Annotated in this window: 12 protein-coding genes and 1 pseudogene; 8 read left to right on the plus strand and 5 right to left on the minus strand. The window is 62.4% G+C overall.

All coding sequences use genetic code 11. The features are described 5' to 3' along the window. Nucleotides 1-3: 3 nt before the first annotated feature. From purU to C4Q26_RS26405, 4 genes are all read left to right on the plus strand, one after another. On the plus strand, nucleotides 4-858 hold the full coding sequence (gene purU / locus C4Q26_RS26390) for a formyltetrahydrofolate deformylase (RefSeq protein ID WP_023380547.1): 855 nt from the start codon (nucleotides 4-6) through the stop codon (nucleotides 856-858). Then, on the plus strand, nucleotides 855-1,757 hold the full coding sequence (gene folD / locus C4Q26_RS26395; protein ID WP_104883944.1) for a bifunctional methylenetetrahydrofolate dehydrogenase/methenyltetrahydrofolate cyclohydrolase FolD: 903 nt from the start codon (nucleotides 855-857) through the stop codon (nucleotides 1,755-1,757). The genes purU and folD overlap by 4 nt, the downstream gene beginning before the upstream one ends. Continuing rightward, on the plus strand, nucleotides 1,754-3,124 hold the full coding sequence (locus C4Q26_RS26400) for an NAD(P)-binding domain-containing protein (RefSeq protein ID WP_023380545.1): 1,371 nt from the start codon (nucleotides 1,754-1,756) through the stop codon (nucleotides 3,122-3,124). Before folD ends, C4Q26_RS26400 begins: the two co-directional genes overlap by 4 nt. Nucleotides 3,125-3,194: 70 nt before the next feature. After that, nucleotides 3,195-5,540 carry a DUF1989 domain-containing protein gene (locus C4Q26_RS26405; RefSeq protein WP_104883945.1) on the plus strand — a complete coding sequence of 782 codons (2,346 nt, stop codon included), beginning with the start codon at nucleotides 3,195-3,197 and terminating at the stop codon, nucleotides 5,538-5,540. Between the two features lie 41 nt (nucleotides 5,541-5,581). On the opposite strand, the gene C4Q26_RS26410 is transcribed toward C4Q26_RS26405, so the two are convergent. Next, nucleotides 5,582-5,920: a P-II family nitrogen regulator gene (locus tag C4Q26_RS26410; RefSeq protein WP_027906968.1), complete on the minus strand. Its 339-nt coding sequence runs from the start codon at nucleotides 5,918-5,920 to the stop codon at nucleotides 5,582-5,584. An 11-nt stretch (nucleotides 5,921-5,931) separates the two neighbouring features. Further along, nucleotides 5,932-7,251, minus strand: coding sequence for an ammonium transporter (locus tag C4Q26_RS26415; protein WP_023380541.1), 1,320 nt, complete (start codon nucleotides 7,249-7,251; stop codon nucleotides 5,932-5,934). A gap of 668 nt (nucleotides 7,252-7,919) precedes the next feature. On the opposite strand from C4Q26_RS26415, the gene C4Q26_RS26420 reads away from it, so the two are divergent. From C4Q26_RS26420 to C4Q26_RS26430, 3 genes are all read left to right on the plus strand, one after another. After that, nucleotides 7,920-11,315 (plus strand): Ig-like domain-containing protein, encoded by a 3,396-nt coding sequence (locus C4Q26_RS26420; protein WP_104883946.1) that lies wholly within the window; start codon nucleotides 7,920-7,922, stop codon nucleotides 11,313-11,315. Nucleotides 11,316-11,438: 123 nt separating this feature from the next. After that, complete coding sequence (locus tag C4Q26_RS26425; RefSeq protein WP_027906971.1) at nucleotides 11,439-12,425, plus strand: SCO family protein; 987 nt, start codon at nucleotides 11,439-11,441, stop codon at nucleotides 12,423-12,425. 81 nt (nucleotides 12,426-12,506) lie between these two features. Next, nucleotides 12,507-14,837, plus strand: coding sequence for a bifunctional diguanylate cyclase/phosphodiesterase (locus C4Q26_RS26430; RefSeq protein ID WP_104883947.1), 2,331 nt, complete (start codon nucleotides 12,507-12,509; stop codon nucleotides 14,835-14,837). 107 nt (nucleotides 14,838-14,944) lie between these two features. Here the strand turns inward: C4Q26_RS26430 and C4Q26_RS28540 are convergent, their stop codons facing one another. Beyond that, nucleotides 14,945-16,054: an SMP-30/gluconolactonase/LRE family protein gene (locus C4Q26_RS28540; RefSeq protein ID WP_371919408.1), complete on the minus strand. Its 1,110-nt coding sequence runs from the start codon at nucleotides 16,052-16,054 to the stop codon at nucleotides 14,945-14,947. Nucleotides 16,055-16,081: 27 nt separating this feature from the next. Further along, a pseudogene (locus tag C4Q26_RS28545) lies at nucleotides 16,082-16,669 on the minus strand (SDR family NAD(P)-dependent oxidoreductase); the annotation flags it as partial. Between the two features lie 175 nt (nucleotides 16,670-16,844). Between C4Q26_RS28545 and C4Q26_RS26440 the strand changes: the two are divergent. Continuing rightward, nucleotides 16,845-17,816, plus strand: coding sequence for a LysR family transcriptional regulator (locus C4Q26_RS26440; protein WP_104883948.1), 972 nt, complete (start codon nucleotides 16,845-16,847; stop codon nucleotides 17,814-17,816). On the opposite strand, the gene asnB is transcribed toward C4Q26_RS26440, so the two are convergent. Then, nucleotides 17,805-19,640, minus strand: coding sequence for an asparagine synthase (glutamine-hydrolyzing) (gene asnB / locus C4Q26_RS26445; protein WP_104883949.1), 1,836 nt, complete (start codon nucleotides 19,638-19,640; stop codon nucleotides 17,805-17,807). The genes C4Q26_RS26440 and asnB overlap by 12 nt on opposite strands. Nucleotides 19,641-19,643 lie beyond the last annotated feature (3 nt).

Here is a 19,643-nt window from a genome sequence, read left to right on the forward strand (position 1 = left end):
CACATGAGCCACTACCTACTGAAGATCAGCTGCCCCGCCACTTCCGGCATCGTCGCAGCGGTCACCACCTACCTCGCCGGTCGCGCGTGCTACCTGAGCGAACTGGCCCAGTTCGACGACGAAGTCACTGGACGTTTCTTCATGCGCGCGGTGTTTCGTTTCAACGACGGTGTGAAGGCCGACATCGAGGCGCTGCGCCAAGGCTTCGAAGATGTTGCCGTGCCTTTTGCCATGGACTGGGAGCTGTTCGAGGGCGACCGCCCCATGCGGGTGCTGCTGATGGTCAGCAAGTATGACCACTGCCTGGCCGATCTGCTTTATCGGCATCAGAAAGGCGAGATGGACATGCAGGTGACCGCCATCGTATCCAATCACCTCGACCTGCGACCAATGGCCGAGCGCGAAGGCATTCGCTTCATCTACCTGCCGGTGACGCGCGACACCAAGGCCCAGCAAGAGGCCGCGCTGCTCAAGCTGGTCGAGGAGACGGGTACCGAACTGGTGGTACTCGCCCGCTACATGCAGATTCTTTCCGACGACCTGTGCAAGCAGCTGTCGGGCCGGGCGATCAACATTCATCATTCGTTCCTGCCGGGCTTCAAGGGAGCCAAACCTTATCACCAGGCCTACGAACGGGGTGTGAAGCTGATTGGCGCCACCGCCCACTACGTCACCAGCGACCTGGACGAAGGGCCGATCATCGAGCAGGAAGTACAGCGTGTCGATCATGCCTACCTGCCAGAGGACCTGGTGGCGATCGGAAGGGACACCGAGACCGTCGCCTTGTCCAAGGCGCTGAAGTACCACCTTGAACACCGCGTGCTGCTCAACGGTGACAAGACGGTGATTTTCCGATGAGCGCCGTGACACTGATCGACGGCAAAGCAGCGGCCGCGCGGGTAATCGCCGAAGTCACAGATGAGGTCAAGGTGTTCAAGGCCAACGGCATCGCCCCCGCGCTGGCCGTGGTGCTGGTCGGTGAAGATCCGGCCAGCCAGGTCTATGTGCGCAATAAAGTGCGGCGCGCCGAGGAATGTGGCATCCGCTCGCTGGAGTTCGAGTTGCCCTCGCAGTGCCAGGCTGGCCGCTTGCTGGCCTTGATCGACACGCTGAATGCCGATGCCAGTGTACACGGCATCCTGGTCCAGCTGCCTTTGCCCGCGCACATCGACGAACACCTCGTACTGCAGGCCATCGCCCCCGTCAAAGACGTCGACGGTTTCCACGCCGCGAATGTCGGAGGCCTCACCCAGGGGCGCGAAGTGCTGACGCCCTGCACGCCTGCCGGTTGCCTGCGTCTGCTGCAAGACACCTGCGGCGATTTGAGCGGAAAGCACGCCGTGGTGATCGGCCGTTCCAACATCGTCGGCAAACCCATGGCCGCCCTGCTGCTCAAGGCGCACTGCACGGTAACCGTGGTGCACTCCCGAAGCACCCGCCTGCCTGAGCTGTGCCGCCTGGCGGACATCGTCGTTGCCGCTGTCGGTCGCCCTCGCCTAGTGAAGGGCGACTGGCTCAAGGATGGCGCGGTAGTGATCGACGTCGGCATAAACCGACTCGACGAAGGCGGGCGCGCTCGCCTGGTCGGTGATGTCGACTTCGACTCCGCCTGCACCCGCGCCGCCGCCATCACGCCAGTCCCCGGCGGCGTCGGTCCCATGACCATCGCTTTGCTGATGAAGAACACCCTGGCCGCGGCACGTCTGCAGCATTCAAGCGTCGACCGGTCCCAACCTGCAATGGAGATTCCAGCATGACACAACGCGTCGCCATCATCGGCGCCGGCCCTTGCGGCCTCGCCCAGTTGCGTGCCTTCCAGTCGGCCCAGGATAAAGGGGCCGCTATCGCTGAACTGGTCTGTTTCGAGAAGCAGTCGGACTGGGGCGGCATGTGGAACTACACCTGGCGCACCGGGCTGGACCAGCACGGCGAGCCGGTGCACGGGAGCATGTACCGCTACCTGTGGTCCAACGGGCCGAAGGAGTGCCTGGAGTTCGCCGACTACAGTTTCGATGAACACTTTGGCCGCCCCATGGGCTCCTACCCACCCCGCGAAGTACTGTGGGACTACATCAAGGGCCGGGTCGAGAAAGCGGGTGTCCGTGGCTACATCCGCTTCGACACCACCGTGCGCAATGTGACCTGGGACCCTTCCACCGGCACCTTCGAAGTCACCGCCCACAGCTACCAGGACGACCGGACCTACAGCGAGACCTTCGACTACGTGGTGGTCGCCAGTGGTCACTTCTCCACCCCCAACGTGCCCTACTTCGAAGGTTTCGAACGCTTCGCCGGACGGGTACTGCATGCCCACGATTTTCGCGACGCGCTGGAGTTCAAGGGCAAGGACGTTCTTATCGTCGGTGGCAGCTATTCGGCTGAAGACATCGGCTCGCAGTGTTTCAAGTACGGTGCGCGCACCATCACCAGTTGCTACCGCAGTGCGCCGATGGGCTACAAGTGGCCGGACAACTGGGAGGAGAAACCGCTGCTCACCCACGTCGACGGCCACATGGCGTTCTTTCGCGACGGCAGCAGCAAGCCTGTCGATGCGATCATCCTGTGCACCGGCTACAAGCATCACTTCCCCTTCCTTGCCGAAGACCTGCGTCTCAAGACCGCCAACCGCCTGTGGCCGCTGAACCTGTACAAGGGTGTGTTCTGGGAGCAGAACCCTCGGCTGATCTACCTGGGCATGCAGGACCAGTGGTACAGCTTCAACATGTTCGACGCCCAGGCCTGGTATGTGCGCGATGTCATTCTCGAACGCATCGCGCTGCCTGCACAAGCGGTCATGCACGCCGAAAACCTCGCCTGGCGCGCGCAAGAGGAGCGCCTGGAAACCGCACAGCAAATGTTCGAATTCCAGGGCGAGTACATACGCCAGCTGATCGAAGCCACCGACTACCCGAGCTTTGATATCGCCGAGGTCAACCGTACTTTCCTGGCGTGGAAGCACGACAAGTACGAAGACATCATGGGTTACCGCGACAAGTGCCATCGCTCGCTCATCACCGGAACCCTCGCCACCCCGCACCACACACCCTGGCTGCAGGCACTGGACGATTCGCTGGCGGCCTACCTGACCGACACCACGTTCGACCCGTTGAAAACGGCAAGCTGACCTCCCCGGATCTGCCCGGGCGCTCACCCACCGGGCAGGCCCTATCCATTGCCCTGAGTGGAGTCTCGCCATGAACCCTCCTTTGATTTCCAGGCCACGAGAACCGGCCCTGTTTGCCCGTGCGCCCAGCCTCGAACGCCACACCGTCGCCCCCGGTGGACTGACGGTAGTGGCGTTGGAGCCGGGTGACCGGCTCGACGTGATCGACCTCGAGGGCGACCAGCGCGCCGAGTTGCTGGCCTTCGCCGGCGACGGTCGTGCGGCGCTGTCGGCCCTAGGCTTGAGCGCCAGCCTGGATGCCAGATTCATCTCCCAGTTGCTCCACGATGGCAGCCGCGGCGCCGCCCATGTCAGCATGGGTCTGGCGCGGCGTGGCATCGACTACCGCCACCTGCCCTGCGCGGCATCGCTGTGGGAACGCGAAACACCTGCCGGCTTTGGTCGCAGCCTTCGCACCAGCGAAGCGCTGCTGGTGATCGTCGCCGCGCCGGGTGCACCGGCAGCGGTCGACAGCCAGTTACGCGCGAGCGAACTGCGCCTGCTGATTCACCGCGCCAACCCCCGCGCGCTTCTCACGCCCCCGCTACCGCCGCCTTTGGGCGAGGTGGTGGACGAGTTCACCATCGCCCCCGGCAATGCGATGGCGTATCGCGTGGCCCGAGGCCAATACATCCAGGTCCTGGATGTGGCCGGGCGCCAGTGCTCTGACTTCGTAGCCTTCGACCGGAGGGGGCTGGACGAAGGGCGCGAAATAGACCTCGACCCCACCGTTACCCGCACCTTGAACGGTAGTGCCTATCCCGGCCCAGGCCTGTTCAGCCGTTTCTACGACCGCAACCTGCAACCGATGCTGGAGGTGGTCCGCGACACCGTTGGCCGCCACGACACCTTCGCCCTCGCCTGCACGTCACGCTACTACGAAGCCCACGGCTATTTCGGCCATGCCAACTGCAGTGACAATATCAGCCGCGCCCTGGCCGGGTTTGGCGTGCAACAGCGTGGTGGCTGGCCTGCGATCAACTTTTTCTTCAACACCGGGGTCGATGCTCACCAGCAACTGACCCTCGACGAACCCTGGTCGCGGCCCGGCGACTATGTACTGTTGCGCGCCATGACCGACCTGGTGTGCGCCAGCTCATCCTGCCCCGACGATATCGACCCGGCCAACGGCTGGCAGCCCACCGATATCCATCTACGCGTGTATAGCGACAAGGAGCGTTTCAGTATCGCCATGGCCAACCGCAAGGCGCCCGACGCCGACCCCGTATTGACCCGCGAAAGCGGATTCCATCCCTGCACTGCGACACTGACCCGCCAGTTCAGCGACTACCGAGGTGTCTGGACACCCACGCATTACGATGGCTACGGTGCCATCGAGGAATACCATGGCTGCCGCGACCGGGTGGCGGTGATGGACCTTTCGGCGCTGCGCAAATTCGAGGTGCTCGGTCCGGACGCCGAATCCCTGCTGGACCATTGCCTGACCCGCGACGTGCGCAAGCTGGCGGTCGGTCAAGTGGTGTACTCAGCGATGTGCTACGCGCACGGCGGTATGCTCGACGACGGCACCCTGCTGCGCCTGGGCCAGGATGCGTTCCGCTGGATTGGCGGCGAGGACCAGGCCGGCACCTGGTTGCGCGAGCAAGCGCAGAAGCTCGGCATGAAGGTGTGGATCAAGAGCGCTTCGGAGCAGATCCATAACGTCGCGGTGCAAGGACCGCTGTCGCGCGAGCTGCTCAAGGACATGATCTGGACGCCCGGAACTCAACCGAAGCTGGAGGAGCTCGGCTGGTTCCGCTTTCTGACCGGACGGCTCGACGACTACAACGGCCCGCCACTGATGGTGTCGCGTACCGGCTATACCGGCGAGCTGGGTTACGAGGTCTGGTGCCATCCGAGCGACGCACCGCGCGTCTGGCAGCGCCTGTGGCAACTGGGTGAACCGCTGGGATTGGTACCGTTGGGCCTGCATGCCCTGGACATGCTACGCATCGAAGCCGGGCTTATCTTCGCCGGCTACGAGTTCAGCGACCAGACTGATCCCTTCGAGGCGGGCATCGGCTTTTGCGTACCGTTGAAGACCAAGCAGGCTGACTTCATCGGTCGGGACGCCTTGCTGCGCCGCGCAGCCAACCCACAACAGCGTCTGGTGGGCTTGGAGCTGGACGGCAACGAGGTGGCAGCCCATGGCGATTGCGTTTATGACGGCCGTGCACAGGTGGGCATCATCACCAGTGCCACACGCTCGCCGGTGCTGAGCAAGAACATCGCTTTGTGTCGACTGGACGTTGCCTATGGCGAGCCGGGTACCGAGCTGGAAGTCGGCAAGTTGGACGGCCAGCAGAAGCGTATTCGCGCGATCGTGGCGTCCAGCACCGTCGCGTATGACCCACAGAAGACGCGCGTGCGCGCCTGATTCGAGAGGTTTGGGGCTGCTGCGCAGCCCCGCATCAACGCTCAGACCGCATCGTCCCCCATCTCTGCGGTCCTTATCCGGATAACCCCCTCCAGATCCTGGATGAAGACCTTGCCGTCCCCGATCTTGCCGGTGCGCGCCGCCTTCAGAATCGCTTCGACGGCCAGCTGGCAAACGCCATCCCTCACCACGATTTCAAGCTTGACCTTGGGCAACAACTCCACCAGGTACTCGGCACCTCGGTATACCTCGGTATGCCCTTTCTGCCGCCCATAACCCTTCACTTCGGTGACCGTGACGCCACTCACCCCTACCTCGGTGAGGGCCTCGCGCACAGCGTCCAGGCGGAAGGGCTTGATGATCGCGGTAATCAGTTTCATCGGCGCAGCCCTCAGTTGGAATATTTGTAGCCCACTTCACCGTGGGCAGAGAGGTCAAGCCCGTCCACTTCGGACTCTTCATCCACCCGCAATCCACCGCACAGCGCACCGGCAACCTTGTACGCGATCAAGCTGGTAATGCCCGAGAACGCCACGCTGAACAGGATCGCACCGGCATTGACCAACACTTGGTCGAGCAACCCACGGCCGTCGGCGAAGCCCTGTCCACCGATGGCCGTCAGTGCGAACACCGGGGTCAGCAGCCCACCCAGGATGCCAGCGACGCCGTGCACGCCGAACACGTCGAAGGCATCGTCCAGGCCAATCATCGGCTTGAGTTTCTCCACCGACCAGACACACACGGGACCTGCGATCAGCCCAAGCAGAATGGCGCCCATGGGGCCGACATAACCGCAAGCCGGGGTAATCGCCACCAGCCCGGCGATGGCGCCGGACAGCGCACCGAACATGCTCGGCCGGCCACGGTGCTGCCACTCGACCAACATCCAGCCCAGCGCCCCGGCGCAACTGGCGAGCATGGTGTTGACCATCACCAACATGGCAAAGCCATTGGCGGCCAGGGCGCAACCGCCGCAGAAGCCCAACCAGCCCACCCACAGCAGCGAGCCACCGGTGAGGGTCATGGTCATGTTGTGCGGTGCCAGCGAGGGCGTTCCAAAACCACGGCGGCGCCCCAGCAACCAGGCCCCTACCAACGCGGCGATGCCGACGTTCAGGTGCACCACGTTACCCCCGGCGAAGTCCTGTACGCCGAGGTTGAACACCCAACCACCGCCCCAGGCCATATGCGCCATGGGGATGTAGTTGATGGTCAGCCACACCACCATGAACACCATCACCGCGGCGAACTTCATGCGTTCGGCCAGGCCGCCGACGATGATCGCCGGGGTAATGGCGGCAAACAGCAGCATGAACAGGAAGTACAGGTATTCCGGAATGGTGCCAACCACCGAATCCTTGGTGATGCCCACCATGAACAGCTTGTCCAGGCCGCCGAGCACCGACTGCAAGGCACCGCCGTCGGTAAAGGTCAGGCTGTAACCGTAGAGCGCGAACAGCACGGACATCAGTGCCGCGGTGCAGAACACCTGCATCAGGATCGACAGCACGTTCTTGGTACGCGCCATGCCACCGTAGAACAGCGCCAGACCTGGCAGGGTCATCAGCAGCACCACCAGCGAACACACCGCGACGAAGGCAGTGTCACCGCTGTCGATGGCTGGCGGGGCCTCGCTGGCAAGGGCGGTGGCACTTGCGAACAAAAGGGAAAAACCCAACGTACCGCGGCACACATGGGAAAACCGGATCATGCCTTCTGCCTCCAACCGACGGGAAAAATATCCAACCCGCTGTCGGGTAACCGGGCTGGATTCGAACCGCAGGAAAGCTCGGTAAGAACGGCGACCAAACTTCCTGTGGTTCAATTTAGTTTCCCAGCAGGCAAAGCAATTGACCTGCCAATCCTGCGTATCGTCTACGAAATTGCGCTAACTGCTTGAATTGGAATCTATTTGCTTGGCGGGGTTTGTAACCGTGGGATACGTGAGCTTGTCAAAGCGCCTGTTGTTGGTGCGCATTCAATTGCTCCGGCCCCGAGAGTGACCGTCATTGATTTCACCCCATGAAGTCGTCTGATCGCCACTCGAGGGTATTCATCGGTAGTTATCGTGCTCTGCTCCGGCGAATGATGGCCCGACCAGTCGCCGGACTTACTCGGATTACCCTGGGCTGAAGCGAGTCATTCGGTACGCCTTGCATCCGTCCAACCACCGAAAATGGGCTGTCAGATTCCCCGGTTGTGGGGATCTATACCCATTTTTGACGCTCCATTATTTCGCCAGCATCAGGCGCCACAAGGTTTTGTTTAACAAAGCATTACTTGAGCAAAGGTTGGCACAGGCGTTGCTCCTGCCCTCTCGACAAGGCAATACGCCATCGATGGCCCCAGGCCATTTAGCCGCGAGCGAGGCTTTACACCATGAAAAAACAAGCCGTGGTCAGTCCCTGCAACCCTGCGTTCAGGCTGTCATCAGTCACTGCGCTGATGCTTGGCCTCGGACTAGCCTCGGCCCTGGCCGCTTCGATGGATGATGTGAGCCAGCCGCCCCCCACGGACGCCTCGGCCTATACCGACCAGCCAGCAGACCCTACCCAGGCCTTGCTCAACCTGGACACCATGCCGGAAGCCAACGAAGGTGCTCTTGAACTCAAGGACGGCATGTACGGCGACCGCAACACGGTACGTATCGACAACGTGTTGCAGCCTGCCCAGCAGACCTCGCGCAACTACCCGACCAATGGCAAGCCAAGTCCGCTGTTCGGCGCCCAACCCTTCACCCAGCAGTTACTGCTGTTCGAGGAATTCGGCCCGGAAAAACTCGACCCTACCTTGCCGCCGCCGACGCTCACTTTTCCGGTCCCCACGCTCGGCCAGGCGCCGGCACAGGACCCCAACATCGTCGCCCGCAGCAGCCCGAACGGCAACGCCCTGGAAGCCTTCCTCAAGCAGCCAGGCCTGTACCCGTTCCCCACCCAGTATTCGAACACCCTCGACCGCAACCCCTGGAAAGCGCAGATCGAGATGTTTCTCAATCGCCAACCGATCGGCTCGCCGGCTGAAGGCCGCCCACCAGGAAAAGGCTGGTCGCACCAGCGCTGGAACGAGTTCTATCCCCAGGCTGGCTTCAAGACTGCTCAGGCCGGTGCCCGTATCAACCAGGGGCTGCGCGACCGCAAGCAGATGCACAATTATGCCGTCGGCGAGTTCGGCCCCGGCGGGCTGTATTACCAGACCTCGGACATCCCTACCACGCTCGGTACCACCAAGGGGATCGACACCCGCTTTCATCCCAATTTTCCATTGCAGAACCACAAGTCATTGTGGACCTTCGACGGTACCTTCCCACCGAAACTGCTGATGGTCCGGTATGGGCAGCCCATCATCATGCGCCACTACAATGCGCTGCCGATCGACCCGTCGGCCAATGGCGGATTCGGCCTGCACACCATCTCGACCCATGAGCACAATGGTCACTCCCCGGCCGAAAGCGACGGCTTTGCCAATGCCTACTTCTTCCCCGGCCAGTACTACGACTATCGCTGGCCGATACAGTTGGCGGGCTACGACACCATCAACACCCGCGCCCAGGACCCACGTGCGGCTTTCCCCTGCTCGCCCGGCGAAACCTTGTTCGTCAACGACGCATCGCCTGGCCTGAAGACCTGCGAAAACGGCAGCATCAAGATTCGCGGTGACTGGCGTGAAACCATGAGCACCCACTGGTTCCACGACCACATGATGGATTTCACGGCACAGAACGTCTACAAAGGCAACGCCGTGATGATGAACTACTACAGCGCCCTGGACCGGGGCAACGAGGCTTTGCAGGACGGCGTCAACCTGCGCTTCCCCAGCGGCTCGGCCATGCCTTGGGGCAACCGTGACTACGACATCAACCTGGTAGTGGCCGACAAGGCCTGGGACGACAACGGCCAGTTGTGGTTCAACCCGTTCAACACCGACGGTTTCCTGGGTGACCAGATCCTCGTCAACTGGCAGTACCAGCCCAAGCTCAAGGTCCGCGCTCGCAGTTATCGCTTCCGTATCCTCAACGGCTCGATATCTCGCTACTTCAAGTTTGCCGTGGTGCGTGAAATCGCCGGCACCAGTGGCGAGTTCAAAGGGCCGACCGGCTCGAACATCTCCTACGCGCGGGTGCCGTTCCACATGATCGCCAACGACGGCAACATCATGGAACACGCCGTACCCTTCGACGGCACCATGGACCTCAATGGCGACGGCGACCGCCAGGACAACAACGGCATCCTCCCACTGCAAGGCATCGCAGAACGCTACGACATCATCATCAACTTCGCCAGGAACGGCATCAAGGCCGGTGACAAGCTGTACTTCGTCAATCTGATGGAGCACGAAACCGGCAAGGGCCCCAAGCAGGCCATTTCGCTGGCCGATGTGCTGTCCGAGAAGTACAAGGCCGTGATCAAGCAGACCAGCAACGGGCCTGAGTGGGACAGGGGCGACCCTGTGGTCGGCAAGTTCCTGCAACTGCTGGTGCAGCCGTATACCGGCCAAGACGTGAGCATGGACCCTACCGCCTATGAGCCGGCCAAGCCAGGCAAGGCCGAAGGCCTGAAGATGATCCCGCTGCCGCTGGACCGCAACGCCATCGCCGACCAGGACAAGATCAAGACCGCCCGGCACCGTGAGTTCATCTTCGGCCGATCCGACGGCACCGATACCAAGCCATGGACCATCAAGACCGATGGTGGCTTCGGTTTCAGCATGGATCCACGGCGCATCACTGCCGCCGCTCAATTGGCCAGCGAGGCGACCCAGGGCGGCTTCAGCGGCGACGGAACCCTCGAGGTGTGGAAGATCAAGAATGGCGGCAACGGCTGGAGCCACCCGGTACACGTTCACTTCGAAGAAGGCGTCATTCTCAGTCGCGACGGCAAAGCGCCACCAGAATGGGAAAAATGGGCACGTAAGGACGTTTACCGTATCGGCCCGGACGCCGACTCTTCGGAAGAGGTGGAAATGGCCATTCGTTTCCGTGAGTTCGCCGGCACCTACATGGAACACTGCCATAACACTCAGCATGAGGACTCCTCGATGCTGCTGCGGTGGGACATCGAGCATCCGGGCCAGTTCCAGGTGATGCCAACCCCGCTACCCGGTTGGGACGGTGTGCAGTATGTCGCGTCGGTTGGCCTGCCAACCTTCCGCAACGCAAGCAGCAGCAACGGCGATGACACCAGCAACAAGCCCCCCATGGCAGTGAACGACAGCGCTGCAACCGCGGCTGGTAAGCCTATCGTGCTCAACGTCCTGGCCAATGACACCGACCCTGAGGGCAATCTGCCGCTGACGGTGGTCGGCCTGAGCCAGCCCGACTCAGGCAAAGGCTCGGTCAGCACCGATGGCACGCAGGTGACCTACACCCCACCAACCACGGTTACCACGTCATTTACCGCCAGCTTCACCTATGCCGCGCGTGACGCCAAGGGGGCGGAATCGGTGGTGCCTGCGACCGTGAACATTGCCGTGAGCCCTCCAGCGGTCGCTGACGAGATCCAGGTCAGCAGCGCAACCGTGCAAGTACGCAGCAACAATCGCTATACCTGGGAGCTGTCCGGCACCACCTCGGTGGCGGCCAACAACAGCATCACGGTGTCGGTCGCCACTACCGCCGGACCGCTGAACCTGGGTGCAGCGACACTGAGCACTTCGGGGACGGGGGCGCGCTGGCGGGTGTCGGTCACAACCACTGGCAATTGGCCCGCCACACCCGCGACGGCGACCGTGCGGTCGGCACTGGGGCAGAGCGTGACGGTGCCGGTGAGTATCCGTTGAATCGTTAATCGCATGGGGGCGCTTCGCGCCCCGTTCGCGGTACGAGGCTGCTCGCACAGGTGCGCGCGGTGTCCGCAGGCAGCGTCGCGAGGCACTTCCTTTCCCACTAAGAAGGGCTGCATCATGACAAGCTCATGGCGTGTACTCCTCGCACTTTCGCTGTTCGCCGCCAGCGTTCATTTCTGGCCCGTGCAACCTACCCGCCAGGCTCAAGCCCAAACCACCACGCCATGGGGCGCCGACTACTTTCCCAATACCCTATTGGTGACCCAGGACGGCCAGGCCGTTCGCTTCTTCGACGACCTGATCAAGGACAAGGTGGTCGCCATCAATTTCATCTTCACCGGCTGCTCGGACTCCTGCCCCGTGGAAACCGCCAGGTTGCGCCAAGTACAGAAAATCCTCGGCGACCGGGTGGGTAAGGACATCTTCCTGTACTCCATCAGCATCGACCCTTACAACGACACCCCCGAGACGCTCAAGCGCTATGCCGAGAAGTTCGGTATCGGCCCCGGCTGGACCCTGCTAACCGGGCAACCCGAGGACATCGAAAGACTGCGCCGCAGCCTTGGCCTGTATATAGAAGGGCTGGAAAACGGTCGCTCCAAAGACCACAACCTGAGCCTGATCATTGGCAACCAGGCCACCGGCCGCTGGATGAAAGCCTCGCCCTTCGAAAGCCCCTACATCCTGGCCGACCGTCTGGGCAACAGCCTGCACAACTGGAAGCAGGCCAGCAGCATGCACAACGATTACGCCAATGCCCCGGCGGTTCGTCCGCCCAGCAGTGGTGAGCAGATATTCCGCACACGCTGCTCCTCCTGCCATTCGGTGGGCAATGCCGAACCCGGCGGCTTGCCCGGTATCGGGCCTGACCTGCTCGGCGTGACCCGCCAACGCGACCCGCGCTGGCTGGCCCGCTGGCTGAAAGAGCCCGACCGGATGCTCGCCGAAAAGGATCCTTTGGCCCTGCTCCTGTACGAGCAATACAACCGCCTGGCGATGCCCAACATGCGTCTTGGCGAGGCCGAGGTAGACGCGGTGCTGGCTTACCTGGAAGAAGAGACCGCGCGCGTTCAGTCGCCCCTCGCGGACAAGGGAAAGCCCTAGAGGCCAATAGCCACTAGTCATGAGCTTGTCATCTGACTGTCGTATTTTTCCGAGCTTCACCCAGGGTCGGGACTACCACCAGTGATACGCCGTTCTCTCTCGTCAGCAGGCCTGTTGCGCCTGCTGATCCTGATGCTCTGTGCCGCTACACTGGCGTTCCTCTGGGGGCTGCATGTCAGCCAGAAAGCAGCCTCGCGCCAGGATGCGCTGTCAGCCAAGGCCGCCGAGCACCTGAACCTGGCCAGCATCGTCAGCGAAAGCCTGCGCCAGTTGGTTGACCGTGCCCAAGCGGTCGGCAGGGTTACCCAGGACGACATCAAAGCGCTGCGTCAAGGTAGCTTCAGCCTGGCGCGAATCCTCGCCGAAGACCCGGTGTTCAAACGCATGAGCCTTTACGACCGGCGCGGTCAGCTGTTGTCCTCCAGCCAGCCCGACGAGCCCCCTCAGTTGCCCGAGGACTGGCTGCAACAGCTCAAGGTCCATGTCGCCCAGTACGGATTCAAACCGTTTTTGCCGCGCATAACCCCAGGCACCGACCCCAACGGCATGCCCAACTGGCGATTGCCCTTCCTGCTACCGCTGACCGACCTGCCCGGGCGCGAGATCGACAGCATCCTGGTGATTCACCTGGATATCGGCTACCTGGCGGTATTGTTCCAGCACATCGATTTGGGCAGCACCGGCCTGCTGCGCTTGCTCCAGGACGACGGACAAGAACGGTTGCGCATCGACACCAGCGGGTTGGTGATGGCCAACGATACACTGATGCCAGGCTTGCCGAAGACTGCCCAAGAGTCTGGCCAGTTGACTCAGTATGCCTTCGGCCACCCCTACCAGAGCCTGTACCGACGCGTCGCCGAGCGGGGTTTCAGCGTAGTGGTCACCCAGCGCGAGGATGAAATTCTCACGCCCTCGGCACAGGCCTATACGCGCCAGTTCTGGCTGAATATGAGTATGACCCTGATGATCCTCGCCGGCCTTGCCTGGAGCTTGCGCCTGCTGCGCAAGCGCCAAGAGGCATTCACCGCTCTGGAGCATGCCCAGCAGGTCAACCAGCAACTGATCGGCCGCCTTGAAGAGGAACACCGCCGCAGCAGCCATGCAGCGGCCACCGACCACCTCAGCGGCCTGCACAACCGCCGCCAGTTCGTCGAAGTGGCGAGCCAGGCCCTGACTCGCCAGCGCGGCAAGCGACGGCTGATGGCGATCCTGTTCATCGACATGGACCGCTTCAAGTCGATCAACGATTCGCTCGGGCACAAGATCGGCGACCTCTTGTTGCAGGCCGTGGCTGGGCGCATCCAGCGCCTGCTGGAGCCCGGGGATGAAGCCTCGCGATTCGGCGGCGACGAGTTCGTGGTGTTACTGGCGGGTGAACGCAGTGAAGAGCAGATCGACGCCTGGGTGCGCAGCCTGGTGCAGAAACTGTCGGCCACGTATGCCCTGGACGGCCAGGAGGTCAACACCAGCCCCAGTGTCGGGGTCAGCATCTGCCCGCGCGATGGCCAGGACATCGACAGCCTGATCCGCAGCGCCGACGCGGCGATGTATTCGGCCAAGCAGGCCGGACGCGCCCAGTACCGATTCTTCGACCCTTCGCTGAACCTCTCGGATATCCAGGCCTTCACCCTGGAGCAGGCGTTCGGCACAGCATTGGCCGGGCGCCAGTTCGTGCTGCACTACCAACCTCAAATTCGTCTCGATACACACCAAGTGCAGGGGTACGAAGCACTGGTACGTTGGGAGCACCCGGAATTCGGCCTGCTCTACCCGGACCGGTTCATCGGCGTGGCGGAGCGCAGCGGGTTCATCGTCGAACTGGGTTGGGAAGTGATTCGCCTGGCCTGCGAAGCATTGGCGCAATGGATGGTCCAGGGTCGCGATACGCGGCTTGCGGTGAACGTATCGGCGCTGCAATTGCGCCAGCCCGATTTCAGCTCACGCCTGCTGTCCAAGCTGCAGCGCTACGGCATTGCCCCGCAGCGGCTGGAACTGGAAATCACGGAAACCACCGTGCTTGATTCCGAAGGCACGGCAGTCGACCACCTGCACCGACTGCGCCGGGCGGGCCTGGGCATCAGCCTGGATGATTTCGGTCGGGGTTATGCGGGCTTCGCCCACCTGCAGTCACTGCCCTTGAGCAAGCTCAAGATCGACCGCTCGTTGATCGCTCCATTGTCCAACAGCCACGATGACAGCCCGATCGTTTCCTCCACCATCATCCTCGCCAAGCGCCTGGGGCTCGAGGTGGTGGCCGAGGGCGTCGAGACCCGCGAACAGGTGGTGTGCCTTAAGCTTGCTGGCTGCGACATCGCCCAGGGCTATCACTTCAGTCGACCGTTGTCGCCGACGCAGTTGCGCGTATACCCGCCGTTCAATGGCCGGGAGGAAAAGACGCTGCAGTACCTGTAAGCAAGCTTGGGCTGGCCTCATCGCTGGCAAGCCAGCACCTACAAGTACCGCGCACGAGCGCCCTTGTGCCGCGAAAGGGCCACCTACGCTGCACGAATTCGGCCACCTCATTCCGTGAACGTGAAACGACGGATGCCCCCGACTTCCGGTCGGATTGCATAAAGGTCACCGGCATCGGGGTAATGCCGCAGCTCGGCCGGGGTCATGCCGAACCGTGCGGTGGTGATGTACAGGGTGTCCAGGTCTTCCCCGCCGAAGCAGCAACTGGTCGGACGCGGCACCGGCATGCTGACCTGATCGGTCAGGTAACCGTCGCGGTCATAGTGCAGCAGGCAACTGCCATTGAACTGGCACACCCACAAGCCGCCTTCACGGTCCAGCGCGATGCCATCCGGACGCCCCAGCTCGGCAGGCGTTTCGGCGAACAACGTGTACTGACCAAGGCGGCCCTCGCGCATGTACTCGGCACGGTAAATGGCCCGGGCAGCCGAGTCCACGAAATACACCGTGCGGCCATCTTCCGACCAGGCCAGGCCGTTGGGCAGCGCCAAGCCATCGAGCAGGATCTGCGCGCTGAGCTGTTGGTCGAAACGGTACAGCACGCCGGTCTTGCCGCTCGGGCCTTCATCCATCAATCCGGTGACGAAACGCCCCTGCGGGTCGCAGGCACCATCGTTGAAACGGTAGCTTGGACGATGATGCACGGGGCTGGAATACCGCCGCACCTTGCGCTCGGCCACATCCAGGATGGCCACGCTGGCATCCTCGGTGAAGATCAGGTTGTCCTGGTCGGTCAACGACAGCGCGCCGATGCGTGCCGCCGATTCGTAGAGCCGTTCCACTTCGCCGTCACGGGTCAGCCGGTTGATGCAGCCGTCGGAAATGTCGACATAGTACAAGGCACCGCTTTGCGCATCCCAGACCGGGCTTTCGCCGAGGTCTGCACGGGTGTTGGCGACCTTGACCGGCAGGTAGTGGCACTCCTTGATGCGACTCCAGCGCTCGGCCACTTCCGCCAGGCTGGCAGCCTCGACCCGCGCCAGGTCCCTGGGGTAGCTGACACCGCTGTTCTCGCTGAATCGCGTTGCTGTGAACTGGCCGTTGCTGGCCCTAAGGATGTAGCCGGTATCGCGGCACAGATCACTGGCCAGGTAGAGCACGCCTGGGGTAACCCATTCGGGCTTGAGTTCTTCCGGTGGCTGCGTTACGCCCCACATGCGGGTCTTGGCCACCGGAGACACCGCGTTGACCAGAATACCGTGCTCCAGGCCTTCCATGCTCAAAGCGTTCATGATGCCAATCTGGGCCATCTTGCCCGCCGAGTACGCCACCAGGCCCGGCTGGGCATAGCGTTGGTACATGGCGCGGTCCGAGGTGGTCAGCACCACCCGCGGTGCGTGGGAGCGCTTGAGGTACTTCCAGGCATGCTTGGCCAGCCAGACGGGCGCATGCACGCTGATGCCCAGCGCACGTTGCAGAAACGCTTCTTCCTGAACTTCTATACCCTGGTAGTCAACCCAGCCAGCATTGTGGATGAGGATGTCCAGCCCGCCGAAATGCTCGATGGCCAGTTCCACCAATTGCTGACATTCAGATTCGCTTTCCAGGTGCCCGACATGGGCGACGGCCTGGTGTCCTGCCGCTTGCAGGGCTTCGAGCGCCCGCTTGACGGCTGTCAGGTCTTGTCCGCAACCTGAACGGTCGGTGCCAAGGTCGCTGATCACCACCCGTGCGCCGCACTCGGCCAGGGCCTTGGCATAGGCCAGGCCCAACCCCTGGGCTGCGCCGGTGATGATGGCGACTTTATTCTTGAATGGGTCTGTGAACGGCATAATCGCGCCCTTTCGATGCTCCTTTTTACGATAACAATAAAAAAATCAATGACTTAATATTAAAAGCATGCAACTTTGATATCTGCGAGATATCACGCCGAGCTATGATTGCCGCCTCGCAGGGTTGGGGGTGCAGCCCCGCTGGCACCAGTTCGGCTCGATGAAGGAACGGAGAATGATCGAGACACGTTTGCTCAGGCAGTTCATTGCCGTGGCTGAGGAGTTGCACTTTCACAAAGCAGCCATCCGCCTGCACATGGCGCAACCACCCCTGAGCCAGGCGATCAACAGACTTGAGGAAAAACTGGGCTTCAGCCTGTTCCTGCGCAACAAGCGCGGGGTCAAGCTCACCGCAGCGGGCATGGCCTTCCTGGAAACGGCCTACCGCACGCTCAAGGAACTGGAACAAGGCATCGAGTACGCCCGTAATGTCTCCGAAGGCATCTGCGGCAAGCTGACCATCACCGCCATTTCCATCGCCTACTACGAGTCCTTGCTCAGTACGCTGCGACGATTCCGCGAAACGTACCCCAACGTGCGCCTGACCATTCGCGAGATGCCTTCGGCCTCCCAGGCCAAGGCACTGATGGCTGGCGAAGCCGACATCGGCTTCATGCGCAAGCTCCCCATGCCGCCCGACACCATCGAGTCACGCCTGCTGCTGAACGAGCAGATCGTGATGGCCTTGCCGGCCAGTCACCCACGGGTGACGCAGCCGGTGGTCGACCTGCGCGACTTCGCCGAAGACGACTTCGTGTTCACCCCACAGGCCCTGGGCAGCGGCTATCACAGTCAGTTGATCGCCCTGTGCGAATCGGCGGGTTTCTATCCGAAAATCGTCCAGGAAGCTGCGCAGATCCATACCCTGATCGGCCTGGTAGCCTGTGGTTTCGGTGTAGCCCTGGTACCCGAATCCATTGCCTATTCGACCTTGCGCGACCGCGTGCAATTCCGGCCGATCCGCCCGATCAAGGACCAGCCCGTTCCGACCATGGGCCTGTACATGAACTGGAACATCCAGAACGCCTCCCCCGCCCTGGGCAGTTTTATTTCCATGCTCGATGTCGGCGCGCCACGGCGCTTCAGCGACACCATCCAGAACCCGATCATCCTGGATGGCATCGACCAGCGCGAACTACACCGTTAACCCGTACTCACGCAACCAGGTGTCCAGTGCCAACGCCGTTTCCAGGTTGTTGCGACGCAGCTGCGAGTTGAAATAGCCCTGGGGCTGCTGCAGCTCGCAAGCCAGGCGACGGTGGTCGATGATCTGGAAAACCGGGCTGGCGACGTCGCTCAGCAGTTGCCGTGAGCGCTCCCGCAGGAAGCGCTCGTAGGCCAGGTTCGCCGAGGTCGGGTACGGGCTCTTGCGTCGGGCCAGCACCGATGGCGGCAACAGATCGGCACCGGCCTGCTTGAGCAGCCACTTCTCTTCACCGCCATGGCCCTTGATCGACCAGGGTACGTTGTACACGTATTCCACCAGGGCATGGTCGGTGAACGGCACACGCACTTCCAGGCTTGCCGCCATGCTCAGGCGGTCCTTGCGGTCGAGCAGAGTCGGCAGCCAGTGGTGCAGGTGCAGGTGGCAGATCTCGCGCATGCGCCGCTCGTGCGGCGTATCCGCTGTCAGGTGCTCGACCGCCTCCAGCGCCTGGCGGTATACGTTGTCCTGATGTTCAGCGAAGTTGCACAAGCGGTCGAACTCCGGATTGATCAGCTCCGCTTGCAGTAACTGCATGCGTGACAGCCACGGCAAGCGCGGCGCGGCAATGGCCTGGGGGTCTCGGAACCAGGCGTAACCACCGAATACTTCGTCTGCGGCTTCACCGGAAATGGCCACTGTGGAGTGCTCACGAATCGCCTTGAACAGCAGGTACAGCGAGGTGTCGACGTCGCCGAACGTGGCGGCCGAATCGTTGGCGCGGTACACCGCCAGACGTGCTTGCTCGGCGACCAGTTGGCGGTTGTCGATCAGGATGGTCTGGTGCCGGCTGCCGATGTGCTCAGCGGCAGCCAACGCGTAGGGCTGGTCGCGCTCGGGACGAAACGCATCGGCCTGGAACTGTTCGGCCTGGCCGACGAAATCCACCGAGAACGAATTGACCTTACCGCCCTGCTCTGCCCAAAGGCGCTGCTGAGCCAGGGCGGTGAGCAGCGTGGAATCCAGCCCACCGGACAGCAGGGAGCACACCGGGACGTCCGCGTGCAATTGTTCGCCCAAGGCGTTTGCCAGCAGCTCGCGGGTGCGTTCGACGGTGGTCGACACGTCGTCCTGGTGCTCGCGTCGCTGCAATTGCCAATAGCGGCAGACCTTCATCTGCCCGTTGGGCCGCCAGGACAACCGGTGCCCCGGCGGCAGTTCGACGATACCGCGCAAGGCCGTGCGGGGCGTGCCACGGGCCAGGCTTAGGGCGTCCACCAGGCCGACCACATCCAGCGCGCGTTCGAACGCCGGATGGGCAAGGATCGCCTTACTCTCGGAGCCGAACAGCAGGCCTTGATGGTGGTGCGCGTAGTACAGCGGCTTGACACCCAGCCGGTCACGTACCAGCAGGCAGTGGCCGTCGCGCTCGTCGAACAGGGCGAAAGCGAACATCCCGCTGAAGTACTCGCAGCAGCGCTCGCCCCACTCCAGGTACGCGTGTAGCACCACTTCGGTGTCGCTGCGTGTGACGAAGACATGACCCGCCCTGCGCAGACGGTCCCGCAGCGCGTCATGGTTATAGACCTCGCCGGTGTATACCAACGCCACCTCCTGGCCGTTGGCGAAGCGGTAGGTCATCGGTTGCACACCGCCGCTCAGGTCGATGATCGCCAGCCGACGATGGCCCAGCAGCGCATGGCGGTGTTGCCAGTGGCCACTGGCGTCCGGCCCCCGCAACGCCAGGGTTTCGGTCATGGCGCCAAGGACGCAGGTTTGATGTGTCAGGTCGCGGGTGTAGTCCACCCAGCCTGTGATTCCACACATAGG

The organism is Pseudomonas sp. SWI44, assembly GCF_002947915.1.
Taxonomy (GTDB): Bacteria; Pseudomonadota; Gammaproteobacteria; order Pseudomonadales; family Pseudomonadaceae; genus Aquipseudomonas; species Aquipseudomonas taiwanensis.